The organism is Streptomyces sp. NPDC053542 (assembly GCF_044544685.1).
Classification (GTDB): Bacteria; Actinomycetota; Actinomycetes; order Streptomycetales; family Streptomycetaceae; genus Streptomyces.
Genome location: NZ_JBITXL010000010.1, coordinates 81,979 through 97,316 on the forward strand (window position 1 = coordinate 81,979; position 15,338 = coordinate 97,316).

15 protein-coding genes are annotated in these 15,338 nt (G+C 72.1%); 8 read left to right on the forward strand and 7 right to left on the reverse strand.

What is annotated here, in order from left to right:
• Nucleotides 1-3 precede the first annotated feature (3 nt).
• The 4 genes from ACIGXO_RS26525 to ACIGXO_RS26540 are packed head-to-tail and all read right to left on the reverse strand — an operon-like array spanning nucleotide 4 to nucleotide 5,796.
• Entirely contained in the window at nucleotides 4-2,175 is a 2,172-nt protein-coding gene (locus ACIGXO_RS26525; protein ID WP_399791701.1) for a 3-hydroxyacyl-CoA dehydrogenase NAD-binding domain-containing protein, read from the reverse strand.
• 33 nt (nucleotides 2,176-2,208) lie between these two features.
• The gene (locus tag ACIGXO_RS26530; protein ID WP_223734244.1) at nucleotides 2,209-3,423 is read right to left on the reverse strand and encodes an acetyl-CoA C-acetyltransferase; all 1,215 of its coding nucleotides are present in this window, start codon (nucleotides 3,421-3,423) and stop codon (nucleotides 2,209-2,211) included.
• 43 nt (nucleotides 3,424-3,466) lie between these two features.
• Nucleotides 3,467-4,609: an acyl-CoA dehydrogenase family protein gene (locus ACIGXO_RS26535; RefSeq protein ID WP_399792163.1), complete on the reverse strand. Its 1,143-nt coding sequence runs from the start codon at nucleotides 4,607-4,609 to the stop codon at nucleotides 3,467-3,469.
• A 14-nt stretch (nucleotides 4,610-4,623) separates the two neighbouring features.
• The gene (locus tag ACIGXO_RS26540) at nucleotides 4,624-5,796 is read right to left on the reverse strand and encodes a CaiB/BaiF CoA transferase family protein (protein WP_399791703.1); all 1,173 of its coding nucleotides are present in this window, start codon (nucleotides 5,794-5,796) and stop codon (nucleotides 4,624-4,626) included.
• Between the two features lie 146 nt (nucleotides 5,797-5,942).
• Between ACIGXO_RS26540 and ACIGXO_RS26545 the strand changes: the two genes are divergently transcribed.
• Together ACIGXO_RS26545 and ACIGXO_RS26550 are read left to right on the forward strand one after the other, a co-directional pair.
• On the forward strand, nucleotides 5,943-6,686 hold the full coding sequence (locus tag ACIGXO_RS26545; protein WP_399791705.1) for an MgtC/SapB family protein: 744 nt from the start codon (nucleotides 5,943-5,945) through the stop codon (nucleotides 6,684-6,686).
• 133 nt (nucleotides 6,687-6,819) lie between these two features.
• Nucleotides 6,820-8,007 (forward strand): saccharopine dehydrogenase family protein, encoded by a 1,188-nt coding sequence (locus ACIGXO_RS26550; protein WP_399791707.1) that lies wholly within the window; start codon nucleotides 6,820-6,822, stop codon nucleotides 8,005-8,007.
• Between the two features lie 59 nt (nucleotides 8,008-8,066).
• Here ACIGXO_RS26550 and ACIGXO_RS26555 read toward each other — a convergent pair whose 3' ends face one another.
• The gene (locus tag ACIGXO_RS26555) at nucleotides 8,067-8,771 is read right to left on the reverse strand and encodes an endonuclease V (protein ID WP_399791709.1); all 705 of its coding nucleotides are present in this window, start codon (nucleotides 8,769-8,771) and stop codon (nucleotides 8,067-8,069) included.
• Between the two features lie 193 nt (nucleotides 8,772-8,964).
• Here ACIGXO_RS26555 and ACIGXO_RS26560 point away from each other — a divergent pair, with 193 nt between their 5' ends.
• Complete coding sequence (locus tag ACIGXO_RS26560) at nucleotides 8,965-9,675, forward strand: response regulator (RefSeq protein ID WP_399791711.1); 711 nt, start codon at nucleotides 8,965-8,967, stop codon at nucleotides 9,673-9,675.
• A gap of 90 nt (nucleotides 9,676-9,765) precedes the next feature.
• The gene (locus ACIGXO_RS26565) at nucleotides 9,766-10,335 is read left to right on the forward strand and encodes a flavodoxin domain-containing protein (protein ID WP_399791713.1); all 570 of its coding nucleotides are present in this window, start codon (nucleotides 9,766-9,768) and stop codon (nucleotides 10,333-10,335) included.
• A gap of 72 nt (nucleotides 10,336-10,407) precedes the next feature.
• Here ACIGXO_RS26565 and ACIGXO_RS26570 read toward each other — a convergent pair whose 3' ends face one another.
• On the reverse strand, nucleotides 10,408-10,563 hold the full coding sequence (locus ACIGXO_RS26570; protein ID WP_399791715.1) for a hypothetical protein: 156 nt from the start codon (nucleotides 10,561-10,563) through the stop codon (nucleotides 10,408-10,410).
• A gap of 223 nt (nucleotides 10,564-10,786) precedes the next feature.
• On the opposite strand from ACIGXO_RS26570, the gene ACIGXO_RS26575 reads away from it, so the two are divergent.
• The 4 genes from ACIGXO_RS26575 (at nucleotide 10,787) to ACIGXO_RS26590 (ending at nucleotide 14,370) form a co-directional block, all read left to right on the forward strand.
• A complete protein-coding gene (locus ACIGXO_RS26575; RefSeq protein WP_399791717.1) occupies nucleotides 10,787-11,086 on the forward strand; it encodes a YciI family protein in 300 nt (99 codons plus the stop codon).
• A gap of 429 nt (nucleotides 11,087-11,515) precedes the next feature.
• Nucleotides 11,516-12,430 carry an SIS domain-containing protein gene (locus ACIGXO_RS26580; RefSeq protein WP_399791719.1) on the forward strand — a complete coding sequence of 305 codons (915 nt, stop codon included), beginning with the start codon at nucleotides 11,516-11,518 and terminating at the stop codon, nucleotides 12,428-12,430.
• 105 nt (nucleotides 12,431-12,535) lie between these two features.
• Nucleotides 12,536-13,417, forward strand: coding sequence for a class II fructose-bisphosphate aldolase (locus ACIGXO_RS26585; protein WP_399791721.1), 882 nt, complete (start codon nucleotides 12,536-12,538; stop codon nucleotides 13,415-13,417).
• A 98-nt stretch (nucleotides 13,418-13,515) separates the two neighbouring features.
• Entirely contained in the window at nucleotides 13,516-14,370 is an 855-nt protein-coding gene (locus ACIGXO_RS26590; protein WP_399791723.1) for a DeoR/GlpR family DNA-binding transcription regulator, read from the forward strand.
• Nucleotides 14,371-14,490: 120 nt separating this feature from the next.
• Here the strand turns inward: ACIGXO_RS26590 and ACIGXO_RS26595 are convergent, their stop codons facing one another.
• Complete coding sequence (locus ACIGXO_RS26595; RefSeq protein WP_399791725.1) at nucleotides 14,491-15,279, reverse strand: SDR family oxidoreductase; 789 nt, start codon at nucleotides 15,277-15,279, stop codon at nucleotides 14,491-14,493.
• Nucleotides 15,280-15,338 lie beyond the last annotated feature (59 nt).

The window sequence follows — 15,338 nt, forward strand, 5'->3', positions numbered from 1 at the left end:
CCGTCAGTCCTTGAAGGTCTCCCCCTTCTCGGCCTTCTCCAGCAGCAGCGCCGACGGTGCGAAGCGCTCGCCGTATGCCGCCTGGAGCTCCTTGGCGCGGGCCACGAAGCCGGCGACGCCGCCCTCGTAACCGTTGATGTACTGCATCACGCCGCCGGTCCAGCCGGGGAAGCCGATGCCGAAGATGGAGCCGATGTTGGCGTCGGCGACCGAGGTCAGCACGCCCTCCTCGAAGAGGCGCACGGTGTCCAGCGCCTCGGCGAAGAGCATCCGCTCCTGCATGTCCTTGAAGGGGATCGAGACATCGGGCTTGGTGTAGTGCTCGCGCAGCCCGGGCCACAGGCCCTGCCGCTTGCCGTCCTCGTCGTACTCGTAGAAGCCCGCGCCGCCGCTGCGACCCGGCCGCCCGAACTCGTCGACCATGCGGTCGATCAGCGCGTCGGCGGGGTGCGGCGCCCAGCTGCCGCCGGCCTCCTCGATCGCCTTGCGGGTCTCGTCGCGGATCTTCCGCGGCAGGGTGAGGGTCAGCTCGTCCATCAGGGAGAGCACCTTGGCCGGGTAGCCGGCCTGGCCCGCGGCCTGCTCGACGGAGGCCGGGTCGACGCCCTCGGCGACCATCGCCACGCCCTCGTTGATGAAGTGGCCGATGACGCGGGAGGTGAAGAAGCCGCGGCTGTCGTTGACCACGATCGGGGTCTTGCGGATCTGGCGTACCAGGTCGAACGCGCGGGCCAGCGCCTCGTCGCCGGTCTTCCCGCCCTTGATGATCTCCACCAGCGGCATCTTGTCGACCGGCGAGAAGAAGTGCAGGCCGATGAAGTCCTGCTTGCGCTGGACGCCTTCGGCGAGGCCGGTGATCGGCAGGGTGGAGGTGTTGGAGCACAGCAGCGCGTCGGGCGCGACGATGCCCTCGATCTCCTGGAACACCTTGTGCTTGAGCGCGGTGTCCTCGAACACCGCCTCGATGACGGCGTCACAGCCCGCCAGGTCCTGCGGGTCGGCGGTCGGGGTGATGCGGGCGAGCAGCGCGTCCGCCTTCTCCTGGGTCGTACGCCCCCGGGAGACGGCCTTGGCGCACAGCTTCTCCGAGTAGCCCTTGCCCTTGGCCGCGGCCTCCGCGGACACGTCCTTGAGCACGACCTCGATGCCGGCCTTGGCGCAGCTGTACGCGATGCCCGCGCCCATCATGCCCGCGCCGAGCACGGCGACCTTGGTGACCTTGCGCTCCTCGATGCCCTTCGGGCGGTTGGCCCCGGAGTTGACGGCCTGGAGGTCGAAGAAGAACGCCTGGATCATGTTCTTCGAGATCTGGCCGGTGACCAGCTCCACGAAGTACCGCGCCTCGATGGTCTGCGCGGCCTCGAAGTCGACCTGCGAGCCCTCGACGGCCGCGGCGAGGATGTTGCGCGGGGCCGGGTACGGCGCGCCGTTCAGCTGCTTCTTGAGGTTGGCGGGGAACGCCGGGAGGTTCGCGGCGAACTTGGGGTTGGCGGGCGTGCCGCCGGGGATCTTGTACCCCTTGACGTCCCAGGGCTGCTGGGACTCGGGGTGCGCGTCGATGAAGGCGCGCGCCTTGGCGAGCAGGTCCTCGGGCGTCTCGGCGACCTCGTGGATCAGCCCGTTGTCCTTCGCGCGCGTGGCGTTGTACTGAGTGCCCTGGAGGAGGACCTTCAGCAGCGCGTCGGCGATGCCGAGCAGCCGTACCGTACGGGCGACGCCGCCGCCGGCCGGGAGCAGGCCGAGGGTGACCTCGGGCAGGCCGATCTTGGTACCGGGCGTGTCGAGCGCGACGCGGTGGTGGCAGGCGAGCGCGATCTCGTAACCGCCGCCCAGAGCGGCGCCGTTGATGGCCGCGACGACGGGCTTGCCGAGCGTCTCGATGCGCCGCAGGTCGCGCTTGATGCCCTGGCCCGCCTCGAACGCCTGCTGGGCGTTCTCCGGGCGGACGGCGATCAGCTCGCGCAGGTCGCCGCCGGCGAAGAAGGTCTTCTTGGCGGAGGTGAAGATGATGCCGCGGATGCTGTCCTTCTCGGCCTCCAGGCGGTCGGCGACCGCGGCGAGGGAGGTCTTGAAGGCGTCGTTCATCGTGTTCGCCGACTGGCCCGGGTCGTCGAGGACGAGGGTGACGACGCCGGTCTCGTCCTGCTCCCAGCGGATGGTGCTGGCTTCACTCATGGTGCGTTCTCCGTAAGGGGTCGGGACGGACGGTCAGAGGCGCTCGATGACGGTGGCGACGCCCATGCCGCCGCCGACGCAGAGGGTGGCCAGGCCGTAGCGCTTGTCCTGGCGCTCCAGCTCGTCGATGAGGGTGCCGAGGATCATCGCGCCGGTGGCGCCGAGCGGGTGGCCCATGGCGATCGCGCCGCCGTTGACGTTGACCTTGTCCAGGCTCAGGCCCATGTCCTGCACGAAGCGCAGCACGACGGCGGCGAACGCCTCGTTGATCTCGACCAGGTCGATGTCGTCGATGGTCAGGCCGGCCTTGGCGAGCGCCTTGCGGGAGGCGGGGGCCGGGCCGGTGAGCATGATGGTGGGCTCGGAGCCGGAGACCGCGGCGGAGATGATCCGGGCGCGCGGGGTCAGGCCGTACCGCTCGCCGACCTCCTTGGAGCCGATCGCGACCAGCGCCGCGCCGTCCACGATGCCGGAGGAGTTGCCCGCGTGGTGGACGTGGTCGATGGCCTCGACCCAGTGGTACTTCTGCAGCGCCACGGCGTCAAAGCCGCCCATGTCGCCGATGGCGGCGAAGGAGGGCTTGAGGGAGGCGAGCGAATCGGCGGTGGTGCCGGGGCGCATGTGCTCGTCGTGGTCGAGGACGGTGAGGCCGTTGCGGTCGGTGACCGGGACGACGGAGCGCTTGAAGCGGCCGTCCTTCCAGGCCGCGGCGGCGCGCTCCTGGGACAGCGCGGCGTACTCGTCCACGTCGCGGCGGCTCCAGCCCCCGATGGTGGCGATCAGGTCGGCACCGATGCCCTGCGGCACGAAGTTGGTGTCGAAGTTGGTCATCGGGTCGTTGAACCAGGCGCCGCCGTCCGAGGCCATCGGCACGCGCGACATCGACTCGACGCCACCGGCCAGTACCAGGTCCTCCCAGCCGGAGCGGACCTTGGCGGCGGCCATGTTGACGGCTTCCAGGCCGGAGGCGCAGAAGCGGTTCTCCTGTACGCCGGCGACGGTGTCGGGCAGCCCGGCGGCGATGGCCGCGATGCGGGCGATGTCGGAGCCCTGGTCGCCGACCGGGCCGACGACGCCGAGCACGATGTCGTCCACGGCGGCCGGGTCGAGGTCCGGGAAGCGCCGGCGTACCTCGTGGATCAGGCCGACGACCAGGTCGATCGGCTTGGTGCCGTGCAGCGCGCCGGCTGCCTTGCCGCGGCCGCGCGGGGTGCGGATCGCGTCGTATACGTACGCTTCGGAAGTCACGGTGTGGAGCCTTTCAAGATGAGGGTGAGCCGTGCGTAACAGGTCAGCCGAGCAGCGAGCGGCCGATGATCTCCTTCATGATCTCGGTGGTGCCGCCGTAGATCGTCTGGATACGGCCGTCGGTGAACGCCTTGGCGACGCGGTACTCGTTCATGTAGCCGTATCCGCCGTGCAGTTGCAGACAGCGGTCGGCCACCCGCTTCTGCAGCTCGGTGGCCCACCACTTGGCCATCGAGGCGTGTACGGCATCCAGTTGCCCGGCCGAGTGGTCGACAATGCAGCGGTCCAGGAAAGTGCGGGTCACCGCACACTCGGTGGCCATCTCGGCGATCTCGAAGCGGATGTGCTGGAGCTTGGCGAGCGGCCGCCCGAACGCCTCGCGCTCCTTGACGTACTGCGTGGTGATCTCCAGCAGGTGCTCGGCCGCGGCGATGCCGGCCACCGCTATGCCCATCCGCTCCTGCGCGAGATTGGTCATCAGGTGGATGAAGGCGCCGTTCAGCTCGCCGAGCAGATTCTCCTTGGGCACGCGCACGTCATTGAAGAACAGCTCGGCGGTGTCCTGGGCCTTCTGCCCGATCTTGTCGAGGTTCCGGCCCCGCTCGAAGCCCTCCATACCGCGCTCGACGACCAGCAGGCTGAGTCCGTGAGCGCCCCCTTCGGGGGTCGTCTTGGCGACCACGACGACCAGGTCGGCGAGGATGCCATTGGAGATGAAGGTCTTGGAGCCGTTCAGTATCCAGTGGTCGCCGCGGTCCTCGGCGGTCGTTCTGATGCCCTGGAGGTCGGAGCCCGCGCCCGGCTCGGTCATCGCAATGGCGGTGATGATCTCGCCGCTGCAGAAGCCCGGCAGCCAGCGCCGCTTCTGCTCCTCGGTGGCCAGCGAGGTGAGGTACGGGCCGATGATGTCGTTGTGCAGGCCGACGGCCAGGCCCGCGGCGCCCGCCCGGGTGAACTCCTCGGCCAGGACGGCGGAGTAGCGGAAGTCGGCGTTGCCCCCGCCGCCGTACTCCTCGGGCACGGCGAGCCCCAGCAGCCCCTGGCGGCCGGCGGCCAGCCAGGCGTCCCGGCTGACGATGCCGTCCCGCTCCCACTGCTCGTAGTGCGGTTCGACCTCCTTCTTGAGGAAGGTGCGCACGGTCTCGCGGAAGGCGTCGTGTTCCTCGGTGAAGATCTGGCGCGCCATCTGCGTCGGCTGGGTCATCGTTGCGGGCCTTCCTCGGTGCCGTCTCCGGGGCGATCGGGACGGGCGGTGGTGGTCAGGGCGGGGACGTCCCAGTCACGGGCCACCGCTTCGGTGTCCGCGCCGGGCAGGGCGGGGCCGCCGCGCACCGAACCGGGCGTGCGCGAGAAGCGCGGCGCGGGCGCGGGCTGGGTGACATCGGCGTGTTCGACAAAGGTGCCGCGGGCCGCGAGATGGGGATGCTCCGGCGCCTCACGCAGCGACAGCACGGGCGCCACGCACGCGTCGGACCCGTCGAAGACGGCCGTCCACTCCTCGCGCGTACGGGTACGGAAGCGGTCGGCGATGGCCGTACGCAGCGCGCCCCACTGGGCGAAGTCCTCCCGCGCAGGCACCTCGTCCGCCAGGCCGAGCAGCCGCAGGAACTCGGCGTAGAACCGCTGCTCCAGTGCGCCGACGGCCATGTGGCCGCCGTCCGCCGTCTCGTACGTGCCGTAGAAAGGCGCCCCGCCGTCCAGGAGGTTGGCGGCGCGCCGGTCCTGCCAGGCGCCCGCCTCCAGCATGCCGCGGATCATGGTGGTGAGGTGGGCCGTGCCGTCGACGATCGCGGCGTCCACGACCTGTCCCGCGCCGCCTTCGGTACGCGCGTGCTGGAGCGCGGCGAGGATGCCGATGACGAGGTACAGCGAGCCGCCGGCGTAGTCGCCGAGGAGGTTGGCGGGGGCGATGGGCGGGCCGTCGGCGGTGCCGGTCATGCCGAGCGCGCCGGTGAGCGCGATGTACCCGATGTCGTGCCCCGCGGTGTCGGCGAGCGGGCCGTCCTGGCCCCAGCCGGTCATCCGGCCGTAGACGAGGCGGGGGTTGCGGGCCAGGCACTCCTCGGGGCCGACGCCGAGCCGCTCGGCGACTCCCGGCCGGTACCCCTCGATCAGCACATCGGCGCGCCCGGCCAGGTCGAGGACCTGGCCCGGCCCCTCCGGCGCCTTCAGGTCGACCAGCACCGAGCGCTTGCCGCGGTTGGTGAGGTCGTGCGCCGGATCGATGCCGATGCCGGAGCCGCCGGGGCGGTCCACGCGTACGACGTCGGCGCCGAGGTCGGCGAGGTGCATCGCGGCGAACGGGCCCGGCCCGATACCTGCGAGTTCCACCACGCGCACGCCGCTCAGCGGGCCGTTCCCTGTCTGCGCCATCGCGCCCCCAGCTTGTGACACCAATGCTGTAACACCTGAGATGTTAAGAACGTGTTCCAGTTTCCACAAGCCCTTCCGGGCGGCTTTGCACGCGGGTCGGGCCCCGGCGCCATTGCCTGCTCGCGCGCGGCGGCGACAATGGCCGGATGCCTTCCTCGCACCTCGCCGCCGCACTGTTCGACCCCGCCACCGGCCAGGGCTGGCGCCAGATCATCGAACTGGCCATGGCGCTGCTGCTGTCCTCCCTCATCGGGCTGGAACGCGAGGCGCGCCAGAAGAGCGCGGGCCTGCGCACCCACACCCTCGTGGGCGTCGGCAGCGCGCTCTTCATGGAGGTGTCGATCCACGGCTTCGGGGCGGTCACCGGCATCGAGGGCATCGGACTCGACCCGTCCCGGGTCGCCGCGCAGGTCGTCTCCGGCATCGGCTTCATCGGCGGCGGCCTGATCTTCGTGAAGAAGGACGCCGTACGCGGCCTGACCACGGCCGCGACCATCTGGCTGACCTGCGCCATCGGCATGGCCTGCGGCGGCGGGCTGCCGCTGCTCGCGCTCGCCTCGACGGCCGTGCACTTCCTCGTCGTCCGCGGCTTCCCCAAGATCACCGACCGGATGTCGATGGCCCCGTCCCTGGAGCGCTTCGAACTCCGGCTCGCCTACCGCTCCCAGCACGGCCTGCTCGGCCGGATGCTGGAGATGTGCACGAGCAGCGGCTTCCAGGTGACCGACGTCCAGGTCGAGACCGGGCCGGAAGAACCCGACCGGGTCGCCAGCGAAGTACTGCTCCGCCTGGAGGGCATCGCCTCCCCTCACGATCTGCTCGAACGCCTGGCCGAGCTGGACGGCGTCCGCGGGGTGACCATGGGGCGGGAGGCGGACCGGACGGAGTGAGCCCCGTGGCCGGCCGGAGCGGCCATCTTCCCGCCCCGTTGCGCGCAGGGCGCGCAGGGCCGTGTTGACGCCACGTACAACTCGTCCTTAGCGTGCGACACCTGCCGACACGATCACAGCGAAGGGCCGCACCATGGGACGACAGGCTGCCGCGGGACGGGCGTACGACGTCGTCCTCTTCGGCGCGACCGGCTTCGCGGGCCGGCTCACCGCCGCCTACCTGGCCGCGCACGCCCCCGAGGGGTGCCGCTGGGCGCTGGCCGGGCGCAACAGGGCGAAGCTGGAGCAGCTGCGCGCCGAACTCGCCGCGGATCACCCGGCCTGCGCCGAGCTGCCGTTGCTGCACGCCGACGCCGCCGACCCCGAGTCGCTGCGCGAAGTGGCCACCGCGACCCGGGTACTGGCCACCACCGTCGGCCCGTACCTGAAGTACGGCGAGCCGCTGGTGGCGGCCTGCGCCGAGGCCGGCACCGACTATGTGGACCTCACCGGTGAACCGGAATTCGTCGACCGGATGTATCTGCGCCACCACGCGACGGCGCTCGCCTCGGGCGCGCGCCTGGTGCACGCCTGCGGCTTCGACTGCATTCCGTACGACCTCGGCGTGCACTACACGGTGGGGCTGCTGCCCGAGGGCGTACCGCTGCGCGTGGCCGGCTTCGTGCGCACCAACGCCACCTTCTCGGGCGGCACGCTGGCCTCCGCGCTCACCGCGATGTCCCGCCCGCTCGGCATGGCGCGCGCCGCCCGGGAGCGGCAGCGCGTCGAGCCGCGCCCGGTGGGCCGTACGGTGCGCGCGGCGCCCGGGACTCCGACCCGGGAGCAAGGCGTCTGGGGCGTACCGCTGCCGACCCTCGACCCTCAGATGGTCGCCCGCTCGGCGGCCGCACTGGAGCGGTACGGGCCGGATTTCCGCTACCGCCACTACGCCGGCGTCAAGTCGCTTCCGGTGGCGGTCGGAGGCGTGCTGGGCGCGGGCGTCGCGGCCGGGCTGGCCCAGCTCCCGCCCGCACGCCGGTGGCTGTCGGCCCGGCTCGCGCCCGGCGACGGCCCGGACGAGGCGCGCCGGGCGAAGAGCTGGTTCAAGGTCCGCTTCGTGGGCGAGGGCGGCGGCCGACGGCTCGTCACGGAGGTCGCGGGCGGCGACCCCGGATACGACGAGACGGCGAAGATGCTCGCCGAGTCGGCCCTGTCCCTCGCGTACGACGAACTCCCCGAGACCGCGGGCCAGGTGACGGCCGCGGTCGCCATGGGCGACGCGCTCACGGAACGGCTGACGAAGGCGGGAATGCGCTTCCGGGTGGTCGAGCAACAGGGCTGACGGACTGACGAACGGGAGCCCCGCCCGCGCCCGCCCGGGCGCGGGCCTCTCTTCGACGCTCAGACCTCCGCGAGTGCCCGGCGGCACAGTGCGTCGGCGACCCGGGTGGTCTCCGGCTGCCGGTACTTCGTCGCCAGCCGCAGCGTATGGGCACACGCGCGGTCCAGCCCGACGCGGTGCCCCACGGACACGAAGACCGGCTTCACACCCCGCCGCGTCCGCAGCGCGCGCCCGACCTCCTCGTCCCCGTCCAGCAGTGCGGAGGTGGCGCCGCGCTCCGCCTCCGGCGCCTCGTACGTGAAGGTGAACGGGTTCTTCCCGACGCCGATCACCGGCAGCCCGGTGAGCACGCCGAGGTGGCTGGCGAGCCCGAACCGACGTGGGTGGGCGAGCCCGTAACCATCACAGATCACGAGGTCGGGGAGGCTCGCGAGCCGGTCGAGCGCGTCGAGCACGGTCGGGATCTCCCGGAAGGCGAGCAGTCCGGGAACGTACGGGAAGGACACCGGCCCCACCGCCGTCGCCTGATCGACGACCCGCAGTGTACGGGCGTCCAGCACGACGGCCGCCGCGGCGACGACGCCCCGCTCGTCGTCGTACGCCACGTCCACGCCCGCCACCGTGCCGTCGAAGTCCGCCTCGGGGCCCGGCTCGTCGAGCACCACGTGGTGGCGCAGCCGGTCCTGGGCGGCCCGGGCCGCGGCCTCGTCGGCGGGCCAGTTGCGCAGTTCGTCGTCGCGGGAGACCGTTCCGGTGATCGTCATGATCCCGCCACACTATCGGGTCCCGACCGGGCGCGGCCGGGGTCGGCCCCGGCCCCGGCCCCGGCCCGTTCGAGGGCTCTCCGGTCCCGGATGGGGCTTGTCGGCCCATGGTGGTGGGCGCGCGGGTGCACCACGCTGGGGTGGGCGGCCCGGGGGCACGGCCCGGGACAGGACTACGGACGGAGCCGAGACCATGACGGAGCCCGGCGGTGCGCACGCCTCCCCCATCCGCGTCTTCCTGCTGGACGACCACGAAGTGGTCCGCCGCGGCCTGCGCGACCTCCTGGACGCCGAGCCGGACATGACCGTCGTCGGCGACGCGGCCGACGCCCGCCAGGCGCTCGCCCGCGCCCCCGCGCTGCGGCCGCACGTCGCGGTGCTCGACGTACGGCTGGGCTCCAGTACCGACAGCGGGGACCACGAAGGCATCGACGTCTGCCGGGAGTTGCGCTGCGCGCTCCCCGGCCTGGCCTGCCTGATGCTCACGTCCTTCGATGACGACGAGGCGCTGTTCGACGCCATCATGGCCGGCGCCGCCGGGTACGTACTGAAACAGATCAAGGGTTCCGACCTGGTGACGGCCATACGCACCGTGGCGGCCGGCCAGTCGATGCTGGACCCCGGGGCCACGGCCCGCGTCCTGGCCCGTGTACGTGGTCCGGTGGCGCCCGCCGGCCCGCCGGAACTGGCCCGCCTCTCCCCCCGGGAGCGGCAGATCCTCGATCTCATCGGCGAGGGCCTGACCAACCGCCAGATCGCCGACCGGCTCTTCCTCGCGGAGAAGACCGTCAAGAACCGGATCTCCGCCATCCTGACCAAGCTCAAGGTCGGCCGCCGCATCCAGGCCGCGGTCATCGCCGAACGCGTACGGGACAGGGAGGCGGAGGAGATCCCCGGCGGCTAGCCGGCGCAGGTCCCTCGCCGCCCCGGCGGCCAGCGGACGCAGGTCCCTCGCCGCCTCCGGCGCCCGGCCCCCGGAACCCCAGGAAGCGCCATGGCCAAGTACCGCGTACTGATCGCCTACGCCCACGGCATCAAGGACGGATTCACCCAGAGCATCGCGGAGGAAATAGCCGCCGTGCTGCGCGAGGACGGCTTCGATACCGAACTGCGCCCGGCGGCGGAGGTCGTCAGCGTGGGCCCGTACGACGCCGTCGTACTCGGCGGCGCGCTCCGCGCGAACCGCTGGCACCGCGACGCCCGCCGCTTCGCCCGCCGGCACGCCGCGCAGCTGCGCTCCCGCCCGGTCTGGCTGTTCAGCAGCGGCCCCGCGGGTACCGCGGCGAGCGAGCCCGGCGCGGCGCCGGTCCGGGGCGCGAGCCGCGCGATGAACCGGGCGGGCGCCCGCGGGCACATCACGTTCGGCAGCCGCCCCGTCCGCCACCTCCGCGGCCTGCTGGACCGCTCGGCGGCGGACCGGGACGTGGGCCGGGAGGCGGACCGGGACGTGGACCGGGGCCGGGGCTGGCCCGGCGACGGCCGGGCCCCGGCTGCCGATCACCAGGACATGAGCCGCGTCCGCGACTGGGCCCACCACATCGCCAATGAGGTGAACGGCCCCTGAGAGGCCCGCCGTCCTGTGCGGCGCCTTCTTGTGCGGCGCCTTCTTGTGCGGCGCCGGCCCGGCCGCGAGGCGTCAGCGCTGAGCGCCGCCGAAGAGCGCGCCGAGCACATTGCCGGCGAACTCCAGCCCCGCCTGCTCCTTCGGGGTCAGCTGGTCCGGTTCGTCTGCGGGCGCCGCGACGGCGGACCCTGTGGCAAGGAGCCCGGCGGCGAAGAGAGCGGTGAGCATGACAGTGAGACGACGCATCATGTGCTGTTCCCAACCGTGAGGAGACAGGTGCGGCCTCCATCCTCGGCCGCCCTCCGACCGCCCGCCACGCGACGCCCCACCCACTGCTGCGAACGGACCACCCGGCCGTCCCTCCGGCCGGTTGCCGGCCGGCTCCCGCCCCCTGCGTCCGACCCATGACCCACCGCGCCGTCACCCGTTCCCCCTGTCCTATATTCCAGAGATGTTCGTACTCGAATTGACCTACACCGCTCCCCTCGACCGCGTGGAGGCCGTGATCGACGAGCACGTCGCCTGGTTGGAGCAGCACTTCGCCGCCGGGCACTTCCTCGCCTCGGGCCGCAAGAAGCCCCGCGACGGCGGCGTCATCCTCGCCTCGGTCGAGGACCGCGCCACCGCGGAGAAGATCACCCAGGAGGACCCGTTCGTCACGGCCGGCGTGTGCGAATACCGGATTACTGAGTTCACCGCCACCAAGACCGTCGCCGACCTGGCGAACTACCGGGAGCAGCAGCCCACCTGACGACGCCCGGAACCGGACGGACAACCACAGAGCTCAGACGAGATCCCGACAGAGGGGTGGGGGGGCGGGGCCCGCGCGCCCCCCCCCCCCCCCCCCCCCCCCCCCCCCCCCCCCCCCCCCCCCCCCCCCCACCCCACCCCCCCCCCCCGCCGGGGGGGGGCGGGGGCCCCCCCCCGCCCCCCCCACCCCTCTCTCGCATGCGCCGCCCCCAGCCGCTAACTCGAACGAGGGATGGCGCACCCTCTCGCTCATGCGTACAGTTGATTGCAACGAGGCCGAATATTGCACTTTCACTCACCACGCGCCAGCGCCAACGCGCAAAACGCGATCCGACCGAGTGGCCATCCGACTGACTGAATGGCCAGCTGGCCGGCAATGACCAACTGACCGGCAGAGGGATCGACCGACTGACGGAGGGGCGGGACCACCATGACCGGCACGTCGCACATGGAGCAGGAGCTGAGCAGCCAGCCACAGACGTGGCGCGAGGCCGCGCGCCTCGGCGGTGAGGACGGCCCGCTGCCGAAGCACGGCCTGCGCGTCGCCGTCATCGGCTGCGGCACCTCATGGTTCATGGCGCAGTCGTACGCCGCGCTGCGCGAAGCCAAGGGCGCCGGCGTCACCGACGCCTTCCCCGCTTCCGAGAGCTTCCTGGGCGCCGACCGCGGCTACGACGCGGTGGTGGCCATCACCCGCTCCGGGACCACGACAGAGGTCCTGCGCATACTCGAGGCCGTCCGCGGCCGTATCCCCACGGTGACCCTGCTGGGCGACCAGGACACCCCGGCGAGGGAGCTCTCCGACGAGATCGTCGCGCTGCCCTTCGCCGACGAGCGCTCCGTCGTGCAGACCCGCTTCGCCACCACAGCCCTGGCCCTGCTCCGCGCCCAGCTGGGCGAAGACCTCTCCGCTGCGATAGGCGACGCCGAGGAAGCACTGACTACCCCCGTCGCACAGGAGTGGATAGACGCCGAACAGTTCACCTTCCTCGGTACGGGATGGACCGTCGGCCTGGCCAACGAGGCGGCTCTCAAGATGCGCGAGGCAGCCCAGAGTTGGACCGAGTCCTATCCGGCCATGGAGTACCGGCACGGCCCGATATCCATCGCCGCCCCCGGCCGCGTCACCTGGCTCTTCGGCGATGCGCCGGACGGGCTGGCCGAGGACGTCACCCGGACCGGCGCCCGGTTCGTGACGCACGACCGTGACCCGCTCGCGGACCTCGTACTGATCCACCGCGTGGCACTGGCCCGCGCCCGCGCCCGCGGCCTGGACCCCGACAACCCCCGCAGCCTCACCCGCTCGGTCATGCTCGGCGGCACCCCGCCAACTGCCCTGTCCTGACTGCCTTCCCGGCTGCCTTCCCAACTGCCGTTCCCGACTGCCGTTGCCGACTGCCGTTCCCGACTGCCTTTCCTCACCCGTCCCTACGCCAGGGAGGCCGGCTCCATGCCCCTCGTCCCCACGTCAGAGATAGTCCAGGCCGCCGCCGAGGCACGGGTCGGCGCGGTGTCGTTCAACGTCATCCACCTGGAGACAGCCGAGGCGCTGGTCGCCGCCGCCGAGCGGACGGGCATCCCGGTCATCCTCCAGATCAGCGAGAACTGCGTCCGCTATCACGGCAGCCTGCTGCCGATCACGCGAGCCACCCTCGCGCTCGCGGAAGCCTCCCCCGCGCGGACAGCGGTGCACCTGGACCACATCACCCAGCCGCGGCTGGTGCACGAGGGAGTCGCGGCCGGGGTGAGTTCGGTGATGGTCGACGCCTCGGCCCTCCCCTACGCGGAGAACGTCGCCACCACCGCCGAGCTGACCGCCTGGTGCCACGAGCGGGGGGTGTACGTCGAAGCCGAGCTGGGCGAGGTCGGCGGCAAGGACGGTGTCCACGCACCGGGCGTGCGCACCGACCCGAAGGAAGCGCTGGCGTATGTCACGGCCACGGGCGTGGACGCGCTCGCCGTGGCGGTCGGGTCGTCACACGCCATGCGGGAACGCACGGCCGTACTGGACAAGGAGCTCATCGCCGAACTGCACGAGAAACTGCCGGTTCCCCTGGTGCTGCACGGCTCCTCGGGCGTACCGGACGAAGAGCTGCGCCGGGCGATCGCCGCCGGCATGACGAAGATCAATATCTCGACGCACCTGGTCTCGGTCTTCACCCGCTCCCTCCGGGGCACGCTGGCCGGCGACCCGGACCTGGTGGACTCGCGGAAGTACATCAAGCCGGCCCGGGCGGCGGTCGCCGACGAGGCGGCCCGAATACTGAGCGTCCTCGGCGGGACGACGGCACTCCCCGGCCAGTACGCACCCGCGGCCTCGACCCGCGGCTGACGGGCCGCCGTCCATGCCAACGCCGAGGCTGAGGCCGAGGCCGAGGCGGACGCACCAACGGCTGCGAGCGGGGTACAGGCGGCGGTTAGGGTCTTGGCATGAAGCGCCATGAACGGATGAATGCCCTGCTGGAACTGCTCGGGGAACGCGGCAGGGTGGATGTCGACGAGGCGGCGACCGCGCTGGAGGTCTCCGCCGCGACGATGCGCCGCGACATGGACGCGCTGGCCGAGCAGCAGCTGCTCACCCGGACGCGTGGTGGAGCAGTACTGAGCTCCGTGGCGTACGACCTGCCCATCCGTTACAAGCACGCCCATCGCGCGGCGGACAAGGAGGCGGTGGCCCAGGCGGCGGCCAAGCTGGTCGAGCGCGGCGATGTCGTCGGACTCAGCGGCGGCACGACCACCACGGAGATCGCCCGGGTACTCGCGACCCGGCCGGAGTTCGCGGAGGCCGGTCCGCAGCCGCACCTGACGATCGTCACGAACTCGCTCAACATCGCCAACGAACTCGCCGTACGGCCACAGATCAAGATCGTGCTGACGGGTGGCGTCGCACAGTCGCGGTCGTTCGAGCTGGTCGGCCCGTTCAGTGAGCTGGTGCTGCAGCAGATCTCCCTGGACATCGCGTTCATCGGCGCGAACGGCATGGACCCGCGGATGGGGGCCACCGTGCACGACGAGTCGGAGGCCCGCGTCAACCGCCTCATGGCCGAGCGGTCCCGGCGAGCCGTCGTCGTCGCCGACTCGTCCAAGATCGGCACCCGTTGCTTCGCCCGGGTCGGCGACGCCGATGTCTTCGACACGTTCATCACGGACAACAGGGCGGAGGAATCCGCCAGAAGGGAGTTCACCGACCGCGGCCTACGCGTCATCACCGCCTCGCCCCAGCAAGCCGCTTCCTCCCCCGCCTCGTCCCAGCACCATGAGACGGTCACGATCGCGGAGGACTGACGGGGCGGACCGACGGGGAGGACTGACGCGGCGGACCGACGGGGCCTGTTACGCCCGGGCCCTCGCGTCGGCCGCCAGGGCAGCCGTCACGTGGGGCAAGCCGTTATGTGGGGCGAACCGTCACGTGGGGCGGAGGAGGGCTTCCGCGCCGCCGTCTATGAAGAGGAGCTGGCCGGTCACGTGGGTGTTCTCGGGTGAGGTGAGCCAGGTCAGGAGCGGGGCGATCTGTTCCGGGTGGGCGTGACCGTGGAGCGGCATCGGGACGGCGGTGTCGACGGCCTGGCGGGTGGCGGGGTCGGCGAGCATGCCTTCCGTCATCGGGGTCAGGACGGTGCCGGGGCCGATGGCGTTCAGGGGGATGCCGGCGCCCGCCCAGTCGGGGGTGACCGCGGTGCGCCGTACCCAGCGGGCGATGGCCGCCTTGGACGAGCCGTACAGGAGATACCCCTCGCCCCGGTCGATGGCGCGCTGCGCCGCCGCGGTCGTCGCCGCCTCGTCGCCGGCCAGGGCGGCGTCGACGATGGCCGGGTCGGAGGGGTGCACGGCGGCTACGGAGGCGACGACGGCGGCGCGCGGGTCGGTGCCGGCGGCGAGCAGGGGGCGCAGGCGTTCCAGGGTGGCGACCGCGCCGAAGTAGTTGACCTTGAGGGTCGCGGGCGTGAAGTGGGCGAGGCCGGCACAGGCGATGACGGCGTCGAGCCGGCCGCCGGTGAGTTCCCGGGCGCGGGCGGCCAGTTCGGCGCGGCCCTGTTCCGTGGCGAGATCGGCCGCTATCGCGACGCCGGCCGCCTCGGTGGTCAGGTCGGCGCCGATGACGGTGTGGCCCGCAGCGCGGAGGCGGGCCGCGGTGGCCTCGCCGATGCCGGAGGCCGCTCCGGTGACGAGGTAGGTGCGCGAGGAAGGGGGCATGGTCGGTGGCTCCTTCGCTGCCGGCACCGCCGGCCTCGAGCGAGTGGAGTGACCAACCT

Bases quoted from the DNA above. Each gene is read 5' to 3' on its own strand.
- ACIGXO_RS26525 (WP_399791701.1), bottom strand. From the start codon at position 2,175: ATGAGTGAAGCCAGCACCATCCGCTGGGAGCAGGACGAGACCGGCGTC.
- ACIGXO_RS26535 (WP_399792163.1), bottom strand. From the start codon at position 4,609: ATGGCGCGCCAGATCTTCACCGAGGAACACGACGCCTTCCGCGAGACC.
- ACIGXO_RS26540 (WP_399791703.1), bottom strand. From the start codon at position 5,796: ATGGCGCAGACAGGGAACGGCCCGCTGAGCGGCGTGCGCGTGGTGGAA.
- ACIGXO_RS26545 (WP_399791705.1), top strand. From the start codon at position 5,943: ATGCCTTCCTCGCACCTCGCCGCCGCACTGTTCGACCCCGCCACCGGC.
- ACIGXO_RS26550 (WP_399791707.1), top strand. From the start codon at position 6,820: ATGGGACGACAGGCTGCCGCGGGACGGGCGTACGACGTCGTCCTCTTC.
- ACIGXO_RS26555 (WP_399791709.1), bottom strand. From the start codon at position 8,771: ATGACGATCACCGGAACGGTCTCCCGCGACGACGAACTGCGCAACTGG.
- ACIGXO_RS26560 (WP_399791711.1), top strand. From the start codon at position 8,965: ATGACGGAGCCCGGCGGTGCGCACGCCTCCCCCATCCGCGTCTTCCTG.
- ACIGXO_RS26565 (WP_399791713.1), top strand. From the start codon at position 9,766: ATGGCCAAGTACCGCGTACTGATCGCCTACGCCCACGGCATCAAGGAC.
- ACIGXO_RS26570 (WP_399791715.1), bottom strand. From the start codon at position 10,563: ATGCTCACCGCTCTCTTCGCCGCCGGGCTCCTTGCCACAGGGTCCGCC.
- ACIGXO_RS26575 (WP_399791717.1), top strand. From the start codon at position 10,787: ATGTTCGTACTCGAATTGACCTACACCGCTCCCCTCGACCGCGTGGAG.
- ACIGXO_RS26580 (WP_399791719.1), top strand. From the start codon at position 11,516: ATGACCGGCACGTCGCACATGGAGCAGGAGCTGAGCAGCCAGCCACAG.
- ACIGXO_RS26585 (WP_399791721.1), top strand. From the start codon at position 12,536: ATGCCCCTCGTCCCCACGTCAGAGATAGTCCAGGCCGCCGCCGAGGCA.
- ACIGXO_RS26590 (WP_399791723.1), top strand. From the start codon at position 13,516: ATGAAGCGCCATGAACGGATGAATGCCCTGCTGGAACTGCTCGGGGAA.
- ACIGXO_RS26595 (WP_399791725.1), bottom strand. From the start codon at position 15,279: ATGCCCCCTTCCTCGCGCACCTACCTCGTCACCGGAGCGGCCTCCGGC.